The sequence below is a fragment of the Gallaecimonas zhanjiangensis genome, assembly GCF_057624825.1.
Map to the genome: position 1 here is coordinate 147,126 of NZ_CM172603.1, position 22,806 is coordinate 169,931.

The window sequence follows — 22,806 nt, forward strand, 5'->3', positions numbered from 1 at the left end:
GATTTATCCTTGTCTCTGTTGGACTTTTTCTAACAAAGCCTTTGCAACATCGGGATGAACGAACTGCGAAACGTCGCCGCCGTGAAGGGCCACTTCCTTGACCAGAGTCGAGGAGATAAAGGAATTTTCTTCGGCCGGGGTCAAAAACACCGACTCCAGATCCGGCTTGAGGCGGCGGTTCATATTGGCCAGCTGGAACTCGTATTCGAAATCCGACACCGCGCGCAGGCCGCGGATCAGCACCGTTGCCTGGTTCTTACTGGCAAAGTCGATCAGCAACCCGGAAAAGCCTACCACCGACACGTTACTCAGATGCGACACCACCTGCTTGGCCAGTGCCACTCGCTCGTCGAGGCTGAACATGGGTTTCTTGGACGGGTTGGCGGCAACGCCGACAATCACCTGGCTGAACAGCCTTGAAGCCCGCTCCACCAAATCGGTATGGCCGTTGGTGATGGGGTCGAAGGTTCCGGGGTAGATCACCCTGACAGTCATAGCTGGCTCCTGGCTATCATCCTTGGCTGCCGATATCGACGACGATCTTCTCGAATCGGCCTTCGGTTTGTGCGGCGAGAATACTATAGGTCAGCGAGTTAAGGCCATCGCGGGCCGGGTCCAGTTGCAAACGTAACATACTGTTGCGCCGGTGGCGGTTGGCGCTAAGCTGCGGCGACACCCGCTTTTGGGTGGCTTTGGTGAAATGCTGCGACTGGGGGTTGGCCAAATCCCGGTAAACCCCTTGGTAATCGGCAAAGCAGCAAAGGCCCTGCATCAGCAGCCGGAAGAAGAAGTCGTCGTCTTCCTTGCCCCAGCCCCAGTATTGGTTGGACAAGCCATTGGCGGCAAAGGCATGTTCCTTGCGAAAGGTGATGGCGCCGGAGAAGTAGTGGTCTTTGTATTCGGTTTCACGTCTGTGGGTGGTTTGCAGCTTGGTCACCAGCCGCAGCGGCAGGCTGGGGCAGCGGTAGTCGGCGTTGACCGGGATATTGTCCACATCGTGGATGCAGTAATAGTCGCTGTCGGCGGCGGCGTGGAGGATGCCGGTGTTGATCAGCCGGGCCTTGTTGAAGATGCCGTCGCCGGCTTGCTCCACCACCAAAATGCGGTAATCGATGTGTTGGCCATCGAGCTGCGCTTCCAATGCCGGGCGCAGCGCCGCCAGGTGCTCGTCACGGTTACGAAAGGGGATGATCACCGTCAGCTTCTTGCCTTCTTCAAAGGCAAACTCGCTGGGCTGGCGGGAGCGGCGCAGGTCTCTTGCGGCCAGCCAGGGCATCTTCAGGTTGTAAACCGGTACCGGCCGGTACCGGCCTTGGCTGCCTGCAAGGGCGGGGTCAGTGCCGACCCGGCCCCGGGGTAAAAAACGGTTGAGCAGTCTTTTTAACGCATTCTGGGCCGGGAACCTGGGGGACGACACGTCTTGGCATTCCTTGGTCTGGTAAAGGCGGGGCGCGCCGCCATCTTGAGCGCTGAGTATATCAGCGCCGGGGCGGAGCCAGTACCTCATAGCGGTATCCCAAGTGAATGGCAGACATAAAAAAGGAGCCAAATGGCCCCTGATATACTCTTCGTTTTGTTCTTTTAGTTTTGATCGTGGCTGCCACCACCACCACCACCAGTGCCGCCACCTGAGCCGGTTCCAGGAGTTGCAGGAGAGGTACACTGACTGGCGTTTACTACTGCGAAGGAAGAGACTTTGTCGTTAAAGCCATAGTCCACCAGAGTCGAAACATTACTGCCTTTAATCTGAATACTTGCACCTGATAAATTGGAGTCCTGATAAAGAATCACGCAGGCATCACTTCCCAATTTGATGGATGTCAGCTTGTCATTAAGGTTATGTGACCAGTTGGCGTCATCTATGCGGTTTGCGATATAGCCGATTGGAAGACTGATGCTTGTACCTGAATAGTTACTATCTACAAAAAGCGTCGTGAGGTCGCTGTTATCGCAACTATAGGTATTTACGACATGAAGCGAGGACGTTTGATCGTTAAACCCATATGCTATCAAATCCGGATACTCCCCCGGCCCGAAGAATTTTTGGGTTCCTTCAAATCCTTTATCTTTGAACAAAATAGCGCAATAGCCATTGGCCACCTTCAATGATGATATAGAGTCATGAAGATCATAAGTTGCTTGAGTTGAGTTAACTGAGGCTGCTCCGACTATTGATGCCGACTGGCCTGAAAAATTTGAGTCCTTGTAAAAGGTTGCGGACGTCACTGAAGCGGACGCAGCTAAAACGCTCAGGGGAGTGCATGAAATGAATGCGCTAAGCAATAAGATCCTTTTCACTTTAAAATCCTTCTCCTAAATAGAATTGCATCAATGCCCCATCTTTGGGACTACTTACTACCTATCCACATTTATGAAATCTGAAAAAGCTGACATTCCAAGCAGCTTGTAATAGATTGATTCATAAGTTATAGACTTGCTTTTCAATGACGAATGTCCCCGGTATTTGTGCTATGTTGGCGCCGATTTTAAGGGGAGATAACGCCATGAAACTGCTGGTGATCAGTTCCTACAAAGACACTTGGAACTCGGTGCGGCCGGAAGCCGAGATGCTCATTGGCTTAAAAGAGCACGGCATCGAGCTGGAAGTGATGACCCAGGGCGACGCCGAATATGTGCGCCGTTTCGAAGAAATGGGCGTGAAGGTCCACCCCTATCACCCCAAGAAGAAATTCAGCCTGGCCAGCATCAAATACATTCGCCGGGTACTGAAAGAGGGCCGCTTTGACGCCGTTTACGGCTTTAACAACAAGGCCATCTGCAACACCAACTTTGCCGCCATCGGCCTGCCGGTGAAAGTGCTCACTTACCGTGGCCAGACCGGCAACATTGAGAAGTGGAACCCCGCCGGTTATCTCACCCACCTCAACCCGCGGGTAGACCGCATCGTCTGTGTGGCTAAGGCCACCGAGGTGGATTTGCGCCCTCAGGTGTGGGGTAACAAGAACAAGGTTTGCACCGTTTATAAGGGCCACGACCTCGCCTGGTACAACGACACCCCGGTGGATTTGAGCGAATTTGAGATCCCCGAGGGCGCCTTTGTGATGGGCTCGGTGGCCAACCTGCGGCCCCGCAAGGGGTTGCCGGTGTTGATGGAAATGACTCATCAGTTGCCCGAGGACGCCAACATCCACCTGTTGCTGGTGGGCGGCGGCATGGACAAGCCCGAAGTGCAGGCGATGATTGACGCCAGCCCCATGAAGGGCCGCATCCACCTGGCCGGCTTTCGTAAAGACGCCCCGGCCATTATCGCCGGCTGCGATGTCTCTATCCTCGCCTCAACCAAGCGCGAAGGCCTGCCCAAGACCGTGATTGAAGCCATGGTCTACGGGGTGGCGCCCATAGTGTCTGACACCGGCGGCAGCGCCGAGCTGATTGAAGACGGCATCAGCGGCATCAAGATAGCGCCGGGTGATGTAAAGGCCATGGCCGAAGGGGTAATGCGCCTTTTCAATGACCGCGAGCTGTGCCGCGCCATGGGCGAAAATGCCCGCCAGCGCATTGGCGAGCATTTTAACGTGGCGCAGTCAGCCAGGGATCTGGCCAAGGTCATCAAAGACACCGTTAACGGCGCGTTTTAAGCCACAGTGCCGCGTATTTGTTGAAGGAATAATGGGCGGCGAACACGGCCAGCAAAAAGCCGTGTTTGCCGTCCATAAAGCCGCGCTGGAACACGAACTTTCGTAAAAAGGTCGACATGCTGTGCAGCACTGCCGACGACACCCCCGCCTTTTTCCCCTTGCGCGCCTTGTTATCGGCCCAGTCGTTGGCGTAGCGCACCGACTTTTGCAGGTAACTGGTCAGGTCGCCGGTGGTGTAGTGCAAAAGGTGCCCGGGCAGGTCTTTGACCTTGGCACCTTTGCAGTCCACCTTTTCATGCACCAGGGCATCGTCGTAGCGGTATTCGCTATTGCGGTGCAGCCGCACGATGCGGTCCGGGTACCAGCCGGAGGTCTTGATAAAGCGGCCGAAAAAATCGGTGAGCCGGTTGGCGCGGTACACCTGCTGCGGGGTGCTGTCCTCAATGGCGGCCAGAATGCCGGCTTTGAGCTCCGGGGTGACCACCTCGTCGGCGTCTATCCAGAATAGCCATTCCCCTTTTGCATGCTGCTGGGCCCGTTGGCGCTGGGGGCCAAAACCGGGCCAGCCGTCACTTTGGAAAATACGGGCGCCAAAGGCTTCGGCCTGGGCCAGGGTGTCGTCGGTGGAGCCGGAGTCCAGCACCACAATCTCATCGACGAAATCGAGGCTTTTCAGGCAATTTGGCAAGTCCTTGCCGACATTTTTGCTGATGATCACCGCAGAAAGTTTCATGCAAGGGTCTCCAGCACCTGCTCGACACCAATTTCGGTCAGGCACCGGTAATGGCCAAAGCGGCAGGTGCGCTCAAAGCAGGGGCTGCATTCGATGGGGTGGCGCACTATGGTGGCCTTGCCTGTGAGTGGCGGCGTGAAATCCGGGCTGGTGGAGCCGTAAATGGCCACCACCGGCGCGCCGGCAGCGGCGGCAACGTGCATCAGCCCCGAGTCGTGGCTCACCACCTGTTGGCAGTGGGCGAACAGATCCACGGTGTCTTCCAGGCGGGTCTTGCCACAGAGGTTGAAAACAAACGCTTGGCCGTCGCTTATCACCTGACCGGCGTCCACATCCTTGGGGCCGCCCATCACCCACACCTGATAGCCTTTGGCCACCAGCCGGGCGGCGAGGGTGCGGTGGCTTTCCAGCGGCCACTGCTTTGAGGGGCCGTATTCGGCGCCTGGGCACAGCGCTATTGCTGGCTTATCCAGCGGCAGTGCCAGTTTGGCCATCACCGCCTTGAGGTTGTCTTTATCGATGATCAGCGCCGGGCTCGGCACCTCGAACTGGTAACGCTGGTAGTCAGCTTTGCTGACCCCCATGGCCATGTAGCGCCACACCGTTTTGTCGGTAACGACATTGCCACTGCGGGTAGGGCGGCGTTTGCGGGCATCGCTCAGCATAAAGCTCCGCCCTTCGCCGCTAAAACCAACCCGCTCGGGAATGCCGGCCATAAAGGGAATCAGCGCCGATTTAAAGGAGCGGGGCAGCACCAGGGCCTTGTCGTAGCCTTCTTTTTTTAAGGTTCTGGCCAGTTGCCATTGGCCCTTGAGGTTGAGCTTGCCGTGGCCCCAAGGGGCGGCAATACCCCGGCGCACCTGCGGCATACGGGCGATGATCGGCAGCGACCAGCCCGGTGCCAGCACGTCGATAACGGCATCGGGGTGGCGCTTTTGGATATCGATGAACAGTGCCTGGGCCATGACCATGTCACCGACCCAGGACGGGCCCACTACCAGTAGCTTCATGCCTTGGCGTCGAGCCATTGCAGGTATTCGCCAACCCCTTCGGCCACGGTTTTGAAGGGCTCTTTGTAGCCCACGGTGCGCAGCTTGCTGATGTCGGCCTGGGTAAAGCTCTGGTAGCGGCCTTTAAGCTCGTCGGGGAAGGGGATGTATTCCACCTGGCCCTTGCCGTGGTGCGCTATTACCGCTTCGGCCACGTTCTGGAAGGGCTCGGCGCGGCCGGTACCCAGGTTGAAGATGCCGGACAAATGCGGGTGGTCGAAGAACCAGAGGTTGACCTTGCACACGTCGCCTACGTAGACAAAATCGCGCTGCTGGCCGCCGTTGGGGTAGCCGTCGTAGCCTTCGAACAGGCGCGGGTTTTTGTCTTCCAGCAGCTGGTTGTGCAGGTGATAGGCCACCGAGGCCATCTTGCCCTTGTGGTGCTCGCGGGGGCCATAGACATTGAAGTAACGAAAGCCCACCACTTGGCTGTCGGCCTGGGGCAGGATGCGGCGCACGTACTGGTCGAACTGCCACTTGGAGTAGCCGTAGACGTTGAGCGGGCCTTCGCATTCGCGGTCTTCGCGAAACTCTTCTGAACCGCCATAAACGGCGGCGCTGGAGGCATAGAGGAAGGGCACTTCCCGCTCCAAACACCAGTGCAGCAGCTCCTTGGAGTACTCGTAGTTGTTCTCCATCATGAACTTGCCGTCCCACTCGGTGGTGGCAGAGCAGGCACCTTCATGGAAAATGGCATCTACGGGGCCGAACTCGTCGCCGGAAACGATGCGGGCGATGAAGTCGTCTTTGTCCAGGTAATCGGCGATGTCCAAGTCGGCGAGATTCTTGAATTTGGTGCCGTCGGTGAGGTCGTCCACCACCAGAATGTCTTTATAACCACGCTCGTTGAGCGCCTTGACGATGTTAGCGCCGATAAAACCGGCACCCCCCGTTACGATGATCATCAATTTCCCCTGTGTGCCAAGCGCATTGGCTACATGGTAGACTCTGGTTAATTTGGCTAGAAGGCCTAAGCATGTGAAAACCAGAGACAAAATTCTGAAAGCCAGCCTGGCGCTGTTTAACGAAAAGGGTGAGCGGAACGTCACCACCAACCATATTGCGGCGCATCTGGGTATCAGCCCAGGGAATTTATACTACCACTTTCGCAATAAGGAGGACATTGTCCACGCCATCTTCGGCGAGTACGTGCGCCACCTTGAAACCGCCTTTACCCCCAAGGAAAACGGCCCCACCCTGGACGTGCTGATGTCTTACCTGGACGGGGTTTTCTACACCATGTGGGAGTTCCGGTTCTTCTACGCCAGCCTGCCCGATATCCTGGCCCGCAATCCGGCCCTGCATCAGGAATACTTTCTGGTGCAAACCCAACTGGCCGACCGAGTGGTGGCGATACTCCATACCCTCAAGGCCGAGGGCATTCTTGCCATCGACGAGGCCGACCTGCCCGATCTGGCCCATACGGTGAAGATCATGGTCACCTTCTGGATTAGCTACCAGACCACCCAGGCAGTGGACGCCGCCATTACCCGGCCGGTGATTTACCAGGGAGTATTGAAGGTACTGTTCCTCATTCGCCCCTACCTGGCGCCGGATGCCCGCGACACCATTGCCCGCCTCGAAGATCACTACCGCCGCCTGGCCCTTCGCACCCGCTAAGGCCACGGCCGACGGGGCTGTCAGGGCTGCTTGACGAAAGCGTCAAGCAGCTGGCCCTGGTCCGACTGTTTCTTGCCCCGGTATTCGCTACAATAGCGCCGAAATCGATTTTTCGGAGCCACCCATGAGTGCCAAGCTGTTCGACCACCTGCGCCAGGAACTGGCCACTTTGAAAGAAGAAGGCCTGTACAAAGACGAGCGCATCATCACCAGCGCCCAGCAGGCTGCCATCCACGTCGGTAACAAGGACGTGCTGAACTTCTGTGCCAACAACTACCTGGGCCTGGCCGACCACCCTGAGCTCATCAAGGCCGCCAAGGCGGGCCTGGACACTCACGGCTTCGGCATGGCCTCGGTGCGCTTTATCTGCGGCACCCAGGACAACCACAAAGTGCTGGAGCAAAAGATTGCCACCTTCCTGAACATGGAAGACGCCATCCTCTACAGCTCCTGCTTTGACGCCAATGCAGGCCTCTTTGAAACCCTGCTGGGCCCGGAAGATGCCATCATCTCCGACGAACTGAACCACGCCTCTATCATTGACGGCGTGCGCCTCTGTAAGGCCAAGCGGTTCCGCTACAAAAACAACGACATGGCCAGCCTCGAAGAGCAGCTCAAAGCGGCCGATGCCGCCGGCGCTCGCTTCAAGCTCATTGCCACCGACGGCGTGTTCTCCATGGACGGCATCATCGCCGACCTGCCCGGTGTTTGTGACCTTGCCGAGAAATATGACGCCCTGGTGATGGTGGACGACTCCCACGCCGTGGGTTTTGTCGGCCAAGGTGGCCGCGGCGTACACGAATTCCATAACTGCCTGGACCGGGTACACATCATCACCGGCACCCTGGGCAAGGCCCTGGGCGGCGCCTCTGGCGGCTACACCGCCGCCAGCAAGGAAGTGGTGGACATGCTGCGTAACCGCAGCCGCCCCTACCTCTTTTCCAACTCCCTGGCCCCGGCCATTGTCAGCGCCTCCATCAAGGTGCTGGACATGCTGGGCGAAGGCAGCGAGCTGCGCCAAAAACTCTGGGACAACAGCGCTTACTTCCGTGAGCGCATGAGCGCCGCTGGTTTCACCCTGGCCGGTAAAGACCACGCCATCATCCCGGTGATGCTGGGCGACGCCAAGCTGGCCAAGGCCTTTGCCGACAAAATGCTGGAAAAGGGTATCTACGTGGTGGGCTTTAGCTTCCCGGTAGTGCCCAAGGGCCAGGCCCGTATTCGCACCCAGATGTCTGCTGCCCACAACCGCGAGCAGCTGGACAAGGCTATCGACGCCTTTATCGCCACAGGCAAAGAACTGGGCGTGATTTAACCGAATTTCGCCCGCAAGGGTTCTGGAGTGTAAGCCATGAAAGCGCTCAGCAAACTGCATTCACAAGAAGGGATCTGGATGGTCGATGTGGAGAAACCCGAAATGGGCCACAACGACGTGATGATCAAGATTAAAAAGACCGCCATCTGCGGCACCGACATGCACATCTACAAGTGGGACGAATGGGCGCAAAACACCATTCCGGTGCCCATGGTGGTGGGCCACGAGTACGTGGGCGAGATTGTCGCCATGGGCGAGGAAGTGCGCGGCTACAAGATTGGCGACCGCGTTTCCGGTGAAGGCCATATCACCTGCGGCCATTGCCGCAACTGCCGCGCTGGCCGTGTGCACCTGTGCCGCAACACCACTGGGGTCGGTGTTAACCGTGCCGGCGCCTTTGCCGAATACCTGGTTATTCCGGCTTACAACGTGTTCAAACTGCCCGACAACATCCCTGACGAAGTGGCCGCCATTTTCGACCCCTTCGGCAACGCCGTGCACACCGCCCTGAGTTTCGATTTGGTGGGTGAAGACGTGCTTATCAGCGGCGCCGGCCCCATCGGCATCATGGCCGCGGCCATTGCCCGTCACGTCGGTGCCCGCCATGTGGTGATAACCGACGTCAACGAATACCGCCTGGAGCTTGCCAAGAAGATGGGCGCTACCCGCGCCGTTAACGTCGCCAAGGAAAACCTCAAGGACGTGATGAAAGAACTGGGCATGACCGAAGGCTTCGACGTGGGCCTGGAGATGTCTGGGGTACCGTCCGCCTTCAGGCTGATGCTCGACACCATGAACCACGGCGGCAAAATTGCCATGCTGGGGATTCCGCCTTCCGACATGGCCATCGACTGGAACAAGGTGATCTTCAAGGGCCTGGTTATCAAAGGCATCTACGGCCGGGAAATGTTCGAAACCTGGTACAAGATGGCCTCTTTGGTGCAATCGGGCCTGGATCTCACCCCCATCATCACCCACCAGTTCAAGGTGGAGGAGTTCCAGAAAGGCTTTGACACCATGGGCTCCGGCCAAAGCGGCAAAGTCATTCTCGACTGGAGCTAAACAAAAAAACCGGCCAAAAGGCCGGTTTTTTTATCACCCTCTCCCTTAACTGCGGGGGCTGGTGGCTATCTGGTAGAGCACCGTGGTGCCGGACACCTCATGGCCGACAATCAGCATCGGCTCGCCGCTTGGGGAGTCTTCGGTGCTGACAAAGTGCACCCCTTCCGGGCCCAGGTCGCCGGCGGCTTCCAGGGTTTCGGCGGCAAAATCGCGGCTGTTGATGTAGTCCTGAAACACAGGCGCGGCCGGGTCGGTGACGTCGTAGACCATGATGCCGCCGATGCGCTCCAGGCCCACAAAGGCAAAGTGCTGCTCGCCGATGGTGCCCACCGCTATGCCTTCCGGCTCGGGGCCCTTGTTGTCGGAGCGGCTGTCGAAGCTGTCTTGCTCTTCGTTATCGGAGTTGAAGTCTTCTGGCAGGGCCTCGGCCAGGTATTGCTCGAAGGCATCGCCGCTGTCCCACACCTGGCTGACCACGCCGCCTTCGTCCTTCCAGACGCTAAAGGAGCGGCCACCGAAGCTGTAGAGCTGGGTGTAGAAGCCGGTGGTGGCGTCCTGGCCGAGGGTGGTGGTGACCTGCAAACGGCCCAGGTTGGCGTTGTCTTGCAAGCTGGCGTCGGCAAAGACGGTTGGGTCGAGAGCCAAGTCTTTAACCCGGGCTTCTTCGGAGAAGCCGTCGTAGTCGCGGCTGTCGCCTTCGTTGGCGGTGACCAGGTAGGTAACGCCGTCAACGGTGAAGCTGGCCACCGAGTCGGGCATGTACATGCCCATCACCGGCCAGGTTTTGATGTTGATGGCATCGTCTTTGTCGGAGGCGTCCAGGCCGTTGCCTTCGACACTGTGGTCTTTAAAGCCCAGGGCCGAGATGCCGGTGATGCTGGCAGAGGCCAAGTCCACCACCGCCACGGCGTTGTTTTCCTGCAAGGTCACATAGGCTTTGGTGCTGTCGCTGCTGACGGCGATGTATTCGGGTTCGAGGTCTTGGCTGACGCTGGCATTGGGGCCAAAGATGCGCACGCCGCTCGCCATCAAGCTGTCTTTTTGCGCGTCAAAGGCGTTGAAGTTGAGCTGTTTGACGTCTTCTGGCTTGAGGCTGGCCGCTTTGGTCAGGGGGTCTTCGCCTAAGTCCACCAGGGTCACCGAGCCTTCGGGGTCGTTGTCGTAGGCGGCGTTGGGCTCGCCTTCGTTGGCGCTCAGCACATAACGGCCGTCGGGGCTGAAGGTCACCATATCCGGCAGGGCGCCGGCGCCCACAAAGCCCAGCGCCTGCAGGCCATCGGCCTTGTAGAAGGCGATGTAACCCGCGGCTTGCTTGTTGTCGTTCTCCACCGCGACGGCCACTAGGCCGTTTTTCACCGCCACCGAGTTGACGCCGCCGATGGCTTCACCGATGAGGGCGGCCACGTCCAGGGTGGCGGTCTTGGTGGGGGTGGCCGGGTTGGCGGCGTCCAGCACGTCCACGGTGCCGGCGGCAGCGTTAATCACAAACAGCTGTTTGCTGGCCGGGTCAAAATCGACGATTTCGGCGGCGCTCTCGCCAATCACGCCGGCGCTGTAGCGGCCCAACACCGACAATTTGATGTCGACCTTGGCCGGAGCCGGCTCAGGCGTAACCACCGGCGGCGTATCGTTATCGTTGTCATCACAGGCGCTCAGGCCTAAAAGGGCCAGGGCGATAAGGGAAAAGCGTTTGGTCATGGCTGCACACCTCAGGGTTTTTGATGGCGCACACCCTAATGGTGAGTTGTTTCATTGATGTGACTGGTTTTTCCTTTTCGCTACATCTGCGATGAGCGGTAGCAGGGGGAGGTTAAAGGCGGGAGATAAAAGGGGGAGGCGAATTCACCCTCTGCCATGCCGGTTGGCGCCGGGATCTGGTATCTTGCGCGAATAATCAACCGTATGCCGCCCCGGCGGGGCATTGGAAAGGGCGCCAGTGACAGCTGCCAAGAATGCGATCTGCTTTGTAAACACCAATGGCCAGTGGGGCGGGGGCGAGAAATGGCACCTGTCCACCGCCTGTTATTTCAGGGATCAGCAGGTCCCCACCCTGATGGTGACCAACCGCGATTCGGCCCTGTACCGGGCAGCCACCCAAGCGGGCTTTTCGCCCCTGGCCATGCAAATTGGCAACCTCAGCCTGCTAAACCCGCTCAAGCTGTTTAAATTGGTTAACTTTTTCAAAGACAACGGCGTCAGCACCGTGGTGCTGAACCTGCCGTCCGATGCCAAGTTTGCCGGTCTTGCCGCCAGGCTTGCCGGGGTCAGGCACATTGTCTACCGGCGCGGCATGCCCAAAAAGCCCAGCGCCAGCGCGCTCAATAAATGGCTGTTCAACGACGTTATCACCCATGTTGTCGGTAATTCCCAGGAGATCGTCGACAAGATGGTCAAGGGTAATGAGGCCTGGTTCCCGGTGGCTAAGACCAGCATCATTTACAACGGGGTCGATACCCGGCTGCCCTTTCCCGCGCCCAAGGCGCTGGCGGCCGATAAGGCGCCGCTGGTCATCGGCAGTGTCGGGCGGCTGGTGGACCAAAAGGGCCAGCTGTGGCTGGTGGAGATCTGCCAGCGCCTCAAGGCCAAGGGCCATCAGGTGCGTATCGATATCGCCGGTGAAGGTGAAAAACGGGCGGAGCTGGAAGCGGCTATCGAGGCGGCGGGGCTGGGGGAGGATATCCGGCTGCTGGGCCATGTCAGCGATATGGCCGGTTTTATGGCGGCTATCGACCTGCTGGCCTTTACCTCCAAGTACGAAGGCAGCGCCAACACCCTGATCGAAGCCCTGTACCACGGAGTGCCGGTGGTGGCCTTTGACGCCTCTTCCAACCCGGAAGTGGTGGTGCACGGCCAAACCGGTTTGTTGGCCAAGGCCTTTGATGTGGCCGACATGGCCGCGAAAATTGAAGACTTGATCAATAACAAGACATTAACGGCGCAGATGGTGCAAAGTGGCCAGGCATTGGTGAAAAGCAAGTTCGACATGCACCGCAACCTGGAAAAACTGCTGGCCATTCATCGCCAACAGTAACGGCGTAGCCGGATAAAAATGGGCCCGGACCTGTTTTTTCCGTCCAGGCTGTCCACACTGGTTTAGGACCTAACAAAAAGACTGGGTAGTCATGAGCACTGTCTACGACATCTTCAAAAAAACCCTTGGCTTGCTATCCAAATACCGGCTGCCGCCGACGCCAGAGCATTACAGTCTCTGGTATGTCTATGTCAGCGAAGAAAATCCCGAGCTGAACCGGGCTCTGGACCAAACCCTGGCGAAAAACGACGAACTGGGCCCGAGCTCGGCGGCGCTTTTATACCAGGCGCACCTGGCCGACAGCCGCTGGCGCGACACCCAGGGCCTTAACGACAGCTTGCAGGCCCTGACGCAGGAGCTGAGCTCAACTCTGCAAGACACTCGCCAAGACACCGCCCAATTCCAGCGGGCCCTGAACGAGCGCTTTGCGCGCCTGAGCGGCATCGAGGATGGCAATATCAGCCTCGACACCTTGATGGACGAAGTGCGTAACCTGGTGAAAGACGCCAAGTGGATGAACGGCAGTGCCGATCACCTGCAAAGCCGGCTCAGCACCGCCGAAGACGAGGTGTCCAGGCTCAAAGAGGCCCTGGCCAAGAGCCGCGAAGAAGCGCTGGTGGACGTATTGACCGGCCTTCGCAACCGCCGCGCCTTCGACATGGAACTGGCCAGCATGACAGGCCCGGTGTCGCTTATCCTGCTGGACCTCGACCATTTCAAGGCCGTTAACGACAACTACGGCCACCTGCTCGGTGACCAGGTACTCAAAGCCACGGCCCGGCAAATCAGCCTGTTTTTAAAGGACGAAGCCCTGGCGTTTCGTTTTGGCGGCGAGGAATTTGCGGTGCTGGTGGATGCGCCACTGGCGGTGGCCCGGCGCAAGGCCGAGAGTCTGCGCAGCCTGATTGCCAAGGTCACGGTAACCGACAAACGCACCGGCCAGAAGATTGACAAAATTACCGCCTCCCTGGGGGTGGCCCAGGGCCAGGGCGGTGACAACAGCATTCAGCTGGTGGATAAGGCCGATGCCTTGCTGTACGAGGCCAAGCGCCTGGGCCGCAACCGGGTAATGCCGCTGTCCCTTTAAGGTCAGCGCCACAAAAAAGAGCGGGTTAATCCCGCTCTTTTTTTTGAGGTACGCAGCTGCGCTTATACACCGGGTGCAGGCCCCAGCGCAGCGACCAGGCATCGTACCGGGCCAGCCAGTTTTTAAACCAATTCACGTACCGAGCTCCGCTCAATCAATTCCGGATGCAGGGTCAGCACCTTGCTGTCGCTCTCTTCCTTATTGACCTTGGCCAGCAAAATCTTGGCGGCCTTGTGGCCGAGGCGATATTTGGGCTGATGGATAGTGGTCAGCGGCGGGCTGAAAAAGCCGGCCATGGGCACATCGTCGTAGCCGATAACCGAGAGATCTTCCGGCACGTGCAGGCCGGCCATATGGGCAGCGCTAATAACGCCAAGGGCCATGGGGTCGGAGAACACGAACAGCGCGGTGGGGCGGCTTTGCTGGGTCAGCAGCTGCTCCATGGCGGCGCAGCCCCCTTCAGGCTCGAAATCCCCTTCGAGGATCCAGTCTGGATTTATGGCAAGCCCTGCCTCTTTCATGGCCCGCTTAAACCCGGCTAGGCGCTCTACGGTCAGGCTCTTGCTGGCCGGGCCGGTGATGCAACCGATTGCCTTATGGCCTTTATCAATCAGGTGCCGGGTGGCCAGATAACCGCCCTGTTCGGCGTTGTCCTGGATGCGGTAGATATCCCCTTGGGTATCGCCCCATTCCATGATCACCTGCGGCAGCTCCGGGTGGGTGCCCAGCAGTTCGTAGACCTCGGAGGCGTCTTCGGAGAGCATCACCAGGATGCCGTCGACCCGCTTTTCAATCAGCATGCGCAGGCTGGCCTGCTGGCGGGCAACTTCGCCACCGGAGTTGGAGAGAATGAGGGTGTAACCCTGGGCGGAACAGGCCTCCTCAACCCCGCGGATCACCTCGGCGAAGAAGGGGTTGGTGGAGGTGGTAACCAGCATGCCGATAGTGCGGGTGCGGTTGACCTTGAGGCTGCGGGCGACCGCCGAAGGGGCGTAGTTGAGCTCCTTGATGGCCAGGAACACCCGTTCCTTGGTGGCTTCGGCCACAAAACGGGTGCTGTTGAGCACGTGAGAGACGGTAGAGATACTGACGCCAGCTTTGTTGGCGACATCTTTTATGGTGGCCATGAACTAATCCTGCGGGAGCTCTGCGTAAAGCTTAACCAAAACCCTTGGCCAAGTTAACGCCCACTGCCATTAAAGAGGTATGCTAGGGCAGCAAATCAAGAGAGGTATTGTATGGAGCAGTTCGCCCATATATCAATCGATGAAGCGTTTCATAAGCTCAATGATGGCCAAGCAAGGCTGGTGGACATCCGCGACGAGGCCAGTTTTGCCGGCGGTCATATCGATGGTGCCTACCATCTGACCAACGGGACCTTGCATCGGTTTATGACCGAAGCCGAGTTCGACACCCCTGTTATCGTCTGCTGCTACCATGGCGTGTCCAGCCAGGGCGCGGCGCAATACCTGCTGCAACAGGGCTTTGAAGAAGTGTACAGCCTCGACGGCGGCTTCGAAGCCTGGAGAAAAGCCTACCCCTATGTCCGCGACCAAGATACTGGGTCACTTTCCTGACCCGAGGCTGGCTCAGGGCTTTGTCGACTACCTGGCAACCCGTGGCGTAAAAGCCAGGCTGGCCTTAGCCGGTAGCGACGTTGCCGTTGAGGTGGCGCTGCCGGCGCCGGAGTGGCTCGATGAAGCCTGGCAACATTTCCTGACCCAACCCCACGACCCGCGCTACAGCTCGGCCAGCTGGCAAAGCGGCGGCGACAGGCCGTCGCCCTTTCGCTACAACAGCCAGTTGCAGTTGCGCTTTGTTGCTGGCCCCCTGACGCTGGGTTTGTTGGTGGTGTGCGTACTGGTGTACCTGCCGTGGATGCTGGGCTATGCCGGGCTCTATCAAGCACTGTCGTTCCCGGCCAGCCTCGATGCCGTTACCCTGACCAACGCCTACCGGCTGGTGACGCCGATTTTGCTGCACTTTTCCCTGCTGCATATCGGTTTCAACCTGCTGTGGTGGTGGCAGCTGGGCGGCATTGTGGAAAAGCAAGAAGGCAGCCTGCATCTGGCCCTTATCACCCTGGTGACCGGCTTTGCCGGCAACCTGGCGCAGTTTCTGGCGGCGGGGCCGGCCTTTGGCGGCCTCTCTGGGGTGGTGTACGGCCTGTTCGGGTACTTCTGGGTGTCGGGGCTACTCTACCCGCGGCGCGGCATCATGCTGCCCAACTCCCTGGTGCTGTTCATGCTGGCTTGGCTGGTGCTGGGCTTTGTGGGCATTGGCCTGCCCATTGCTAACCAGGCCCACCTGTGGGGCCTGGTAGCCGGCTGCGCCCTGGCGGCGCTGCCATTTAAGGGCAGTAAAGCTCAGTAATACAGATACTTGGTGAAGAGCAAATCGGCGACAATCGGCTCGCCGGTTTCTTTTAGCAGCAGGTCTTGAGTGGTTTTCAGGCAGGCTTTGCGGATCTGCTCGCGGCCCTGCAGGGAGCGGATATCGTCGCCGGTCTGGTTGCCGAAGATCTCGATAAGGGCGTCGCGGATCAGCGGCGCATGGTGCTCTACCAAATCCTTCTTGCTGTCGTCTTTGAGCATCAGCTGCACCGTCACCCGGATATAGCCCAACCTGTTACCTTGGCTGACATAGTTGGTGATGATGTCAGGCTCCAGCTCGTAATAGCCGTACTGGGTTGCTGCCTTGGCTTCACCGGCTTTTTCTTCCTCGGCGGCCTGCGCCAGGACGGGCAGGGCGGTGGTGGCAAGCAACAGCAGTGGTAACAGATAACGCATGGATGTCCCCTTTCAAAATTGGCGCTCATACTTTGCCAGTAAAGCACTTGGCTCGCCAGATGCCGGTGATATCATGGGGCACCTTCAAAACAAGCCTGTTCCCGCATGTGGTCTGATTGGCAGTGGATGTCAGTGGCTGAGGCCGAAGGTCTTGGCAGCCAGCAACGTGACTGGTTGCTTGACCAAGGCTCGCTGACTCGGCGTTTGAAACGCCACAGCAAACATTTCAGGGTCAAGTTACAGTCGTTGACCCAAATTGAACTCAATGCCCGGCAGCAAGCCTGGTTGTCGTTGCCGGCGGTGGTGAGCGAACGCACCGTGCTGCTGGAGGCCGACGACAAAACCTGCATTTACGCCCGCAGCCTCTTTGTCAGCCAGCAAGGTTTTACCAGCCTAGGCGAACAGCCGCTGGGTGAGCGGCTCTTTGCCGATGACGGCTGGACCCGAGGTGATATCCTGCTGGCCCAGGTAGAGGGTAGTGCCCTTGGGTTGGCAGCGCAGACCCTGTGGGCTCGCTGTTCTGATTTTCGTGCGCCTGGTCAAAGCCCGGTTTGGGTGATGGAAGTGTTTCTGCCCGCCGTCTTTGACCTTTGAGATGGAACCGATGAAAGAAAAATATAAAAGCTATATGCAGCTGATGCGCGCCGATAAACCTATCGGTTCGCTGCTTTTGTTCTGGCCCACCCTCTGGGCTTTGCTGGTTTCCTCCAACGGTTTGCCAGACCCTTGGATCACTTTCGTGTTTTTTGCCGGCGTGTTTTTGATGCGCTCGGCCGGCTGCGTGATCAACGACTTTGCCGACCGAAAGGTCGACGGCCACGTTAAGCGCACCGCCCAGCGGCCCCTGGCCCGGGGCTCGGTGACCAGCCGCGAGGCGATCATTCTCTTTGGTGTGTTGTGCCTGGTCTCCTTTGGCTTGGTGCTGACCCTCAACCGGCTCACTATCTTGTTGTCGCTGGTGGCCTTGGCCCTGGCCTTTAGCTACCCCTTTATGAAGCGCTTTACCCACCTGCCCCAGGTAGTGCTGGGCATGGCCTTTGGCTGGGGCATACCCATGGCATCGGCGGCGCAAACCGGGCGAATTGACGAGTCCATCTGGTGGCTGTTTGCCGCCAACATCGCCTGGACCGTGGCTTACGACACCTTCTACGCAATGGTGGACAGGGACGACGACATCCGTATTGGGGTGAAATCCACCGCTATCCTGTTTGGCCGCTCCGACAAGCTCATCACCGGTCTTCTGCAACTGGCGGCGTTGCTGATGTTGCTGCAAGCCGGGGTGGTGGCCAGCCTTGGGCTGCCTTATTACCTGGGAGTGCTGGCGATGGCGGTGTTCTTTGTTTACCAGCAATGGCTGGTGCGCAACCGCGACCGCGATAACTGCTTCAAGGCCTTTCTCAACAACAACTACGCCGGCATGGTGGTGGCCATGGGGATCTACGCCGATTACCTGATGCAATAAGGCAATGGCTTGTCGTAACGACAAGTAAAATGAATTGTCACCGGGCCCCGAACCTTCTAGCGTTCGGGGCCTTTGTATTTGGGGGGACCATGGACCAGAAACTGCAGGCGGTAATTGACGGATTGGCCAGTAACGGCTTTGTGGTGATCCCCCAGTGGCTGGACGACGAGCTGCGCGATGCCCTGCGTAGCGAACTGCTGGTGCGCCGTGACGAACTGACCCGGGCTGGCATCGGCCGCGAAAGTGACCACCAGCAGCGCCAAGATGTGCGCAACGACAACACCCTCTGGCTCGATGGCCTGTCTTTGCAGCAGCAGCGTTACCTGGGGTTGATGGACGAGCTGCGTCTGGCCATCAACCGCAGCCTGTTTCTGGGCCTTAATGACTACGAGTGCCACTTTGCCCACTACCCCAAGGGGCATTTCTACCAAAAACACCTGGACGCCTTTCGCGGACGCTCCAACCGGGTGGTGTCGGCGGTAACCTACCTCAATGCCTGGTGGCCACAAGGGGCCGGTGGCGAACTGGCCCTTTACGACAGCAACGACCAGCTGCTGGGCAAGGTGGACCCGGCGCCCGGCACTTTGGTGTGCTTTTTATCGGAAGAGTTTCCTCACGAGGTGCTGCCGGCGGGGGACGACCGCTACTCCATCGCCGGTTGGTTCCGCCGCGACGCCCATCCGCTGGCCTGAAAAAAAGCCGCTCGGTGAGCGGCTTTTTTGTGGTCAGTGTCAGCAATCTTTGCACAAGACGTGGCGCACCGTGTCGGCCACCTCGTTGGAGAGCAGGTTGAGCACCAGCTCGTCCAGGGCCTGGGCTTTGGGGGTGGGCAGCAGCTCGCTTTGCTCCCCAAGCACCACCAGTTCTGCCTCGCGCAAGGTAGCAGCCAGGGACGCGATGAGTTTTTTGTCGAAAAACTCTGGCGCCTGGATGCCAAAGAGCGCCGATAGCCGCTCGGCCACCGCCTGAGCGCGGTTCTCAAGCTCGGCCCGGCCCAGAGGCTCTGGGCTTCGCAGCAGCGTCAGCACGATGGCGTAGCGCTGCAAGGACTCTTCGATAACCCCGCTTAGCAGCCACAGCTTGCGATAGCCCGGGCGTTGGGGGCTGGCGGCCTGCCAATGCTCGCCATCAAGGCTCACCAGGCCTTGCTGCTCAAGAGCGCGAAGCAGCGCCTGGATATGCTCGCCAAGGGCCGCTTCATCAATCCCCATAAAGAGCTCGGCTTTCAGCAGCGGATAAAGCGCCAGCACCTGCTCGCAAAGGGTATCCATGCTTTTGGGGCCGTCCAGCAGCAGCCGCGCCACCAAAGAGGGCAGCATGTATAGATGCAGGATGTTGTTGCGATAGTAGGTCATGGCGATGGCCTGGGTTTCATCCAGGCTGATGAGCTCGCCAAGGCCGTCTTCGCTGACCTGGAATTTGTCGCCTTTGAGCACCTGCTCCAGCAGCGCCTTGCCGTCTTGCTCGGGCAGGGTGACATGAGCCGAGTAGGGCGCCTGGCGGGCCAGGGCCAGCAATAAATCCAACTGGTTTTCCAGCACTTCCCGCGACAGGGCCCGGCGCTCGGCGCACAGCAGCGCCAGCGACACCAGGGTCACGCCGTTAAGGGCCGCCGCGTCGTTGATGCGGGTCAGCATTTCATCGCCCAGGCGGTTGACCAGAGGGGTCAGCCAACTGGGTTTGGCGTCGGCATCGCCGCTGCTTTTACGCCAGTCCGGCACCTGCTCGGTGAGGTATTGGGACAAGGCAATGGGCTGGCCAAAATTGACAAAGCCCTGGCCAAAATCCTGGCGCAATGCCTTGATGGTGGATTTAAAGGCCTGCCAGCCTGACTCCTTCTCTTTGGAGTTGCCGCGCAGCTCCTTGAGGTAGGAGCCTACTTCCATCACGTGCTCATAGCCGATGTACACCGGCACCAGGCTGATGGGGCGCTCGGAAGAGCGCAGCAAACTTTGCACCGTCATCGCCAGCATGCCGGTTTTGGGCGGCAGTAGCCGGCCGGTGCGAGAGCGACCGCCTTCGGTGAAGTATTTCACCGAGTAGCCCTTTTGAAAGAGGCTGTAGAGGTACTCGCGAAACACCGTGGAATAGAGCTTGTTGCCCTTGAAGCTGCGGCGGATAAAAAAGGCGCCGCCCCGGCGGAACAGCGGCCCGGCCGGGAAGAAGTTGAGGTTGACCCCGGCAGCGATGTGCGGCGGCACCATGCCCTGCTGGTAAATCACGTAAGAGAGCAGCAGGTAGTCCATGTGGGAGCGGTGGCAGGGCACGAACACGATTTCGTTGCCATCGTGGGCCAACTGGCGCACCACCTCGGCATTGGACACCTTGATGCCCTTGTAGATGCGGTTCCAGATCCAGCCCAGCAGGCGGTCTAAAAAGCGGATAAAGCCGGGGGAGAACTTGGCGGCGATTTCCTGCAGGTACTGGTTGGCGCGTTGCTCGGCCTGGCCAAAATCTTCCTTGCGCGAACGTGCTTCGTCTTCGATGGCCCTTTTCATGGGCTCGGTCTTGAGCAGGGCGGCCAGCATGGTTTCGCGGTCGGGCAGGCGTGGGCCTGTCATCACCAGGCGCTGGCGGGAAAAATGCACCCGCGCCACCCGGGCCAGCTTGTGGCTGAGGTTGTCGTCGCTGTCGTCGCGCTGGTCCAAGAGATTGCGAAGGGACACCGGCCGGGCAAAGCGCACGAAGTTGTCACGGCCATAAAAGGCGATGATCAGCATCTTGCGCAGCCAGGAGGGGGAGTCGTAGTCAGACAGCATCGAGCCCAGCAGCGAGGGGTTTTCGTGACCCGGCTGGCGGCCCCAGAACAGGGAAACCGGCAGCAGCTGCACGTCTTGTTGGCGGTCTTCCCGCAAGGGTTTGAGCAGCGCTTTAAGGGCATCGCGGAAGTTGCCGTGGCGGCGCTTGCGGGTCAGCAAGGTTACCGGTTTATCCATAAACAGGCAGCGGGGCACCGTTTGGCCGGCCAATTGCAGCGGCGCTGTAGGGTCTGGCAAGCCCATGCCCAGGCACAGGCGGCGCACCGCCAGCAGATCGGACGCCGAAGCGGATTTAAAGGCGTAAACAATGGGCTTGCTGGGGTCCAGGCCAAGCTCCTTGACGGGATCTTGCGGTACCAGTTTGCTTTTAACGGTCAGTGAAACAGGCCACTTGAGGGCCTTGAGTAGAAAACTCGGCAGCACGAATATGTCCCGGAGAAGTTTTTAGCCGGCCGGCTAGCTTAGCAGAAGTCTTTGTCAAAGTCTTTGCAGCCGGGGTAACCTTGGGACGCAGTCCATGGCTGGATCTTTGAATGGCAGAATCACCTTATCGCCCCCATCTGGCGGCCCTGGAACGGGTTGTTGCCCTGGGGGGCGGCCACGGCCTGGGGCGGATGCTCTCGGCGCTCAACTTTCTGGGCCCCCGCCTTACCGGCATCGTCACCACCACCGACAACGGCGGCTCCACGGGGCGCCTGCGCCGCTCGCACCACTGCATCGCCTGGGGCGATGTGCGCAACTGTATCAATCAGCTGGTCACCCAACCCTCCACCGGTAGCCGCCTTTTTGAATACCGCTTCGGCGCCGAAGGGGAGCTGGGCGGCCATAACCTCGGTAACCTCATTCTGCTGGCGCTGGACGATCTCTGTGTGCGGCCGCTCGAAGCCATCAACCTGGTGCGCCAGGTGCTTAGGGTGAAATGCGAGTTGCTGCCCATGACCGAGAGCCCCGCCGACCTGCTGGCGCTTTGTGAAGAGGGCCTTGAGCACCTGGGGGAACAGCGGGTGGACAGCCTTGCCACCATGCCGCGCCAGCTGACCTTGTCGCCCAAGGTAGCGGCCACCAAGGAAGCGGTGGATGCGGTAAGGGAAGCGGACCTGTTGATTTTGGGGCCGGGCTCGTTTTTAACCTCGGTGATGCCGCCGCTGCTGTTGCCGGAACTGGCCGGGGCCTTTCGGGCCAGCAAAGCGGTCAAGGTCTGGGTGGAGAACCTGGGAGTAGAACAAAGCCCGGTGCGTGCGTTAACCCCTGGCCAGCGCTTGGCCTGGTTGCACCGGCAGCTGGGGTTTAGCGCCGTCGACTGGGTGTTGGCCCGGCCCGGCCTTGACTGGCAGCAACTGCCAATGGGCATCAGGCGCCTGGAAATGCCGTTGGCGTCCGAGCAAATCTTCTATCGCCACGACCGCGACGCCTTGGCCAACGGCCTGGAGCGGATCCTCGCTGCCTGTTGATAACTCTGTGAGTAAAAATCCGGTGCCTGTGGGTTGGTCGCTGTGCAGGCCAAGCGCCTTGCCATCTCCAAAGAACTGGATATACTGACAGTTACTGTAAATAAAACCAGTTGAGGCATCCGATGCGCCCCCTTACTCCCCGCCAGCAACAGATCCTGGATCTGATCCGCGCCCGCATTTCGGAAAGCGGCATGCCCCCCACCCGTGCCGAGATTGCCCAGCAGCTGGGTTTTAAGTCTGCCAATGCCGCCGAAGAGCACCTCAAGGCCCTGGCCAAAAAAGGGGTTATCGAAATTTTGGCCGGCACCTCCCGTGGCATTCGCCTACTGGATGACGACAGCGCCAACGACGAGCCGGGCCTGCCGCTGATTGGCCAGGTGGCTGCCGGCGAGCCCATTCTGGCGACCCAGCATATTGAGTCCCACTACCAGATGGACCCGGAGCTGTTCCATCCCCGTGCCGACTTCCTGCTGCGGGTTAAGGGCGAGAGCATGAAGAACATCGGCATCATGGACGGCGACCTGCTGGCGGTGCACCGCACCAGCCAGGCCCGCAATGGCCAGGTGGTGGTGGCCAGAGTAGAAGATGATGTCACCGTAAAACGCTTGGACCAGCACGGCCACAGCCTGCGCCTGATTGCCGAGAACGACGATTTTGACGACATCCTGGTCGACCTTCGGGAGACGCCCGTTACCATCGAAGGCCTGGCCGTCGGAGTGATCCGCAACAGCCAGTTTTAAGGCGTAACGGCTTTTAGCAGAAGGCGGCAGGGGCACCCCCCTTGCCGCCTTCTTTGCATTTATTCCCCCACCAACTGGACGATAACCCTTTCTTGGATAAGGCTTAGTC

24 protein-coding genes are annotated in these 22,806 nt (G+C 59.1%); 13 read left to right on the forward strand and 11 right to left on the reverse strand.

The genetic code is table 11. The annotated features are described in order from the left end of the window. Positions 1-3: 3 nt before the first annotated feature. The 3 genes from coaD to AC22G1_RS00675 all read right to left on the reverse strand — a co-directional run bounded on the left by coaD (position 4) and on the right by AC22G1_RS00675 (position 2,298). A complete protein-coding gene (gene coaD / locus AC22G1_RS00665) occupies positions 4-495 on the reverse strand; it encodes a pantetheine-phosphate adenylyltransferase (RefSeq protein ID WP_050658892.1) in 492 nt (163 codons plus the stop codon). Positions 496-511: 16 nt separating this feature from the next. Beyond that, a complete protein-coding gene (locus AC22G1_RS00670; RefSeq protein ID WP_487315094.1) occupies positions 512-1,507 on the reverse strand; it encodes a galactosyltransferase-related protein in 996 nt (331 codons plus the stop codon). A 74-nt stretch (positions 1,508-1,581) separates the two neighbouring features. Beyond that, a complete protein-coding gene (locus AC22G1_RS00675; RefSeq protein WP_487315095.1) occupies positions 1,582-2,298 on the reverse strand; it encodes a beta/gamma crystallin-related protein in 717 nt (238 codons plus the stop codon). A gap of 206 nt (positions 2,299-2,504) precedes the next feature. On the opposite strand from AC22G1_RS00675, the gene AC22G1_RS00680 reads away from it, so the two are divergent. Beyond that, positions 2,505-3,599 (forward strand): glycosyltransferase, encoded by a 1,095-nt coding sequence (locus AC22G1_RS00680; RefSeq protein ID WP_487315096.1) that lies wholly within the window; start codon positions 2,505-2,507, stop codon positions 3,597-3,599. Here the strand turns inward: AC22G1_RS00680 and AC22G1_RS00685 are convergent. Genes AC22G1_RS00685 through rfaD form a run of 3 tightly spaced genes read right to left on the reverse strand, consistent with a single transcriptional unit; the run spans position 3,583 to position 6,286 of the window. Further along, complete coding sequence (locus AC22G1_RS00685; protein WP_487315097.1) at positions 3,583-4,332, reverse strand: glycosyltransferase family 2 protein; 750 nt, start codon at positions 4,330-4,332, stop codon at positions 3,583-3,585. The two genes, AC22G1_RS00680 and AC22G1_RS00685, sit on opposite strands and share 17 nt — an antisense overlap. After that, positions 4,329-5,360: a lipopolysaccharide heptosyltransferase II gene (waaF, locus tag AC22G1_RS00690; protein ID WP_487315098.1), complete on the reverse strand. Its 1,032-nt coding sequence runs from the start codon at positions 5,358-5,360 to the stop codon at positions 4,329-4,331. Before waaF ends, AC22G1_RS00685 begins: the two co-directional genes overlap by 4 nt. After that, positions 5,339-6,286: an ADP-glyceromanno-heptose 6-epimerase gene (rfaD, locus tag AC22G1_RS00695; RefSeq protein ID WP_123422495.1), complete on the reverse strand. Its 948-nt coding sequence runs from the start codon at positions 6,284-6,286 to the stop codon at positions 5,339-5,341. Before rfaD ends, waaF begins: the two co-directional genes overlap by 22 nt. Positions 6,287-6,359: 73 nt before the next feature. Here rfaD and AC22G1_RS00700 point away from each other — a divergent pair, with 73 nt between their 5' ends. From AC22G1_RS00700 to tdh, 3 genes are all read left to right on the forward strand, one after another. Beyond that, complete coding sequence (locus AC22G1_RS00700) at positions 6,360-7,001, forward strand: TetR/AcrR family transcriptional regulator (RefSeq protein WP_050658887.1); 642 nt, start codon at positions 6,360-6,362, stop codon at positions 6,999-7,001. A 124-nt stretch (positions 7,002-7,125) separates the two neighbouring features. Next, positions 7,126-8,316 (forward strand): glycine C-acetyltransferase, encoded by a 1,191-nt coding sequence (gene kbl / locus AC22G1_RS00705; RefSeq protein ID WP_487315099.1) that lies wholly within the window; start codon positions 7,126-7,128, stop codon positions 8,314-8,316. Positions 8,317-8,352: 36 nt separating this feature from the next. Continuing rightward, positions 8,353-9,378: an L-threonine 3-dehydrogenase, zinc-binding type gene (tdh, locus tag AC22G1_RS00710; protein WP_123422497.1), complete on the forward strand. Its 1,026-nt coding sequence runs from the start codon at positions 8,353-8,355 to the stop codon at positions 9,376-9,378. Between the two features lie 45 nt (positions 9,379-9,423). On the opposite strand, the gene AC22G1_RS00715 is transcribed toward tdh, so the two are convergent. After that, positions 9,424-11,076, reverse strand: a complete 1,653-nt coding sequence (locus AC22G1_RS00715) for a choice-of-anchor I family protein (RefSeq protein WP_487315100.1) — start codon at positions 11,074-11,076, stop codon at positions 9,424-9,426. 238 nt (positions 11,077-11,314) lie between these two features. On the opposite strand from AC22G1_RS00715, the gene AC22G1_RS00720 reads away from it, so the two are divergent. Together AC22G1_RS00720 and AC22G1_RS00725 are read left to right on the forward strand one after the other, a co-directional pair. After that, positions 11,315-12,409: a glycosyltransferase family 4 protein gene (locus tag AC22G1_RS00720; protein ID WP_487315101.1), complete on the forward strand. Its 1,095-nt coding sequence runs from the start codon at positions 11,315-11,317 to the stop codon at positions 12,407-12,409. 91 nt (positions 12,410-12,500) lie between these two features. After that, positions 12,501-13,496 carry a GGDEF domain-containing protein gene (locus AC22G1_RS00725; RefSeq protein WP_487315102.1) on the forward strand — a complete coding sequence of 332 codons (996 nt, stop codon included), beginning with the start codon at positions 12,501-12,503 and terminating at the stop codon, positions 13,494-13,496. Positions 13,497-13,521: 25 nt separating this feature from the next. On the opposite strand, the gene AC22G1_RS00730 is transcribed toward AC22G1_RS00725, so the two are convergent. Both AC22G1_RS00730 and AC22G1_RS00735 read right to left on the reverse strand, forming a co-directional pair. Further along, positions 13,522-13,632 (reverse strand): DUF5363 family protein, encoded by a 111-nt coding sequence (locus tag AC22G1_RS00730; RefSeq protein WP_232338713.1) that lies wholly within the window; start codon positions 13,630-13,632, stop codon positions 13,522-13,524. After that, positions 13,619-14,623, reverse strand: a complete 1,005-nt coding sequence (locus AC22G1_RS00735) for a substrate-binding domain-containing protein (RefSeq protein ID WP_487315103.1) — start codon at positions 14,621-14,623, stop codon at positions 13,619-13,621. Before AC22G1_RS00735 ends, AC22G1_RS00730 begins: the two co-directional genes overlap by 14 nt. A 111-nt stretch (positions 14,624-14,734) precedes the next feature. On the opposite strand from AC22G1_RS00735, the gene glpE reads away from it, so the two are divergent. Both glpE and glpG read left to right on the forward strand, forming a co-directional pair. Continuing rightward, positions 14,735-15,073: a thiosulfate sulfurtransferase GlpE gene (gene glpE, locus AC22G1_RS00740; RefSeq protein WP_050658880.1), complete on the forward strand. Its 339-nt coding sequence runs from the start codon at positions 14,735-14,737 to the stop codon at positions 15,071-15,073. Continuing rightward, the gene (glpG, locus tag AC22G1_RS00745; protein ID WP_487315104.1) at positions 15,039-15,869 is read left to right on the forward strand and encodes a rhomboid family intramembrane serine protease GlpG; all 831 of its coding nucleotides are present in this window, start codon (positions 15,039-15,041) and stop codon (positions 15,867-15,869) included. The genes glpE and glpG overlap by 35 nt, the downstream gene beginning before the upstream one ends. Here glpG and AC22G1_RS00750 read toward each other — a convergent pair. Continuing rightward, on the reverse strand, positions 15,863-16,285 hold the full coding sequence (locus tag AC22G1_RS00750; RefSeq protein WP_487315105.1) for a flagellar basal body-associated protein FliL: 423 nt from the start codon (positions 16,283-16,285) through the stop codon (positions 15,863-15,865). The genes glpG and AC22G1_RS00750 overlap by 7 nt on opposite strands. A 105-nt stretch (positions 16,286-16,390) precedes the next feature. Here AC22G1_RS00750 and AC22G1_RS00755 point away from each other — a divergent pair, with 105 nt between their 5' ends. The 3 genes from AC22G1_RS00755 (at position 16,391) to AC22G1_RS00765 (ending at position 18,439) form a co-directional block, all read left to right on the forward strand. Next, positions 16,391-16,879 carry a chorismate--pyruvate lyase family protein gene (locus tag AC22G1_RS00755; RefSeq protein ID WP_487315106.1) on the forward strand — a complete coding sequence of 163 codons (489 nt, stop codon included), beginning with the start codon at positions 16,391-16,393 and terminating at the stop codon, positions 16,877-16,879. Between the two features lie 10 nt (positions 16,880-16,889). Continuing rightward, positions 16,890-17,747 carry a 4-hydroxybenzoate octaprenyltransferase gene (gene ubiA / locus AC22G1_RS00760; protein WP_487315107.1) on the forward strand — a complete coding sequence of 286 codons (858 nt, stop codon included), beginning with the start codon at positions 16,890-16,892 and terminating at the stop codon, positions 17,745-17,747. A gap of 89 nt (positions 17,748-17,836) precedes the next feature. Further along, entirely contained in the window at positions 17,837-18,439 is a 603-nt protein-coding gene (locus AC22G1_RS00765; protein WP_487315108.1) for a 2OG-Fe(II) oxygenase, read from the forward strand. Positions 18,440-18,478: 39 nt separating this feature from the next. Here AC22G1_RS00765 and plsB read toward each other — a convergent pair whose 3' ends face one another. After that, positions 18,479-20,929, reverse strand: a complete 2,451-nt coding sequence (plsB, locus tag AC22G1_RS00770; protein WP_487315109.1) for a glycerol-3-phosphate 1-O-acyltransferase PlsB — start codon at positions 20,927-20,929, stop codon at positions 18,479-18,481. 110 nt (positions 20,930-21,039) lie between these two features. Here plsB and yvcK point away from each other — a divergent pair, with 110 nt between their 5' ends. Together yvcK and lexA are read left to right on the forward strand one after the other, a co-directional pair. Further along, positions 21,040-21,957, forward strand: coding sequence for a uridine diphosphate-N-acetylglucosamine-binding protein YvcK (gene yvcK, locus AC22G1_RS00775; protein ID WP_487315110.1), 918 nt, complete (start codon positions 21,040-21,042; stop codon positions 21,955-21,957). 122 nt (positions 21,958-22,079) lie between these two features. Further along, on the forward strand, positions 22,080-22,697 hold the full coding sequence (gene lexA / locus AC22G1_RS00780; protein ID WP_487315111.1) for a transcriptional repressor LexA: 618 nt from the start codon (positions 22,080-22,082) through the stop codon (positions 22,695-22,697). Positions 22,698-22,806: the final 109 nt, after the last annotated feature.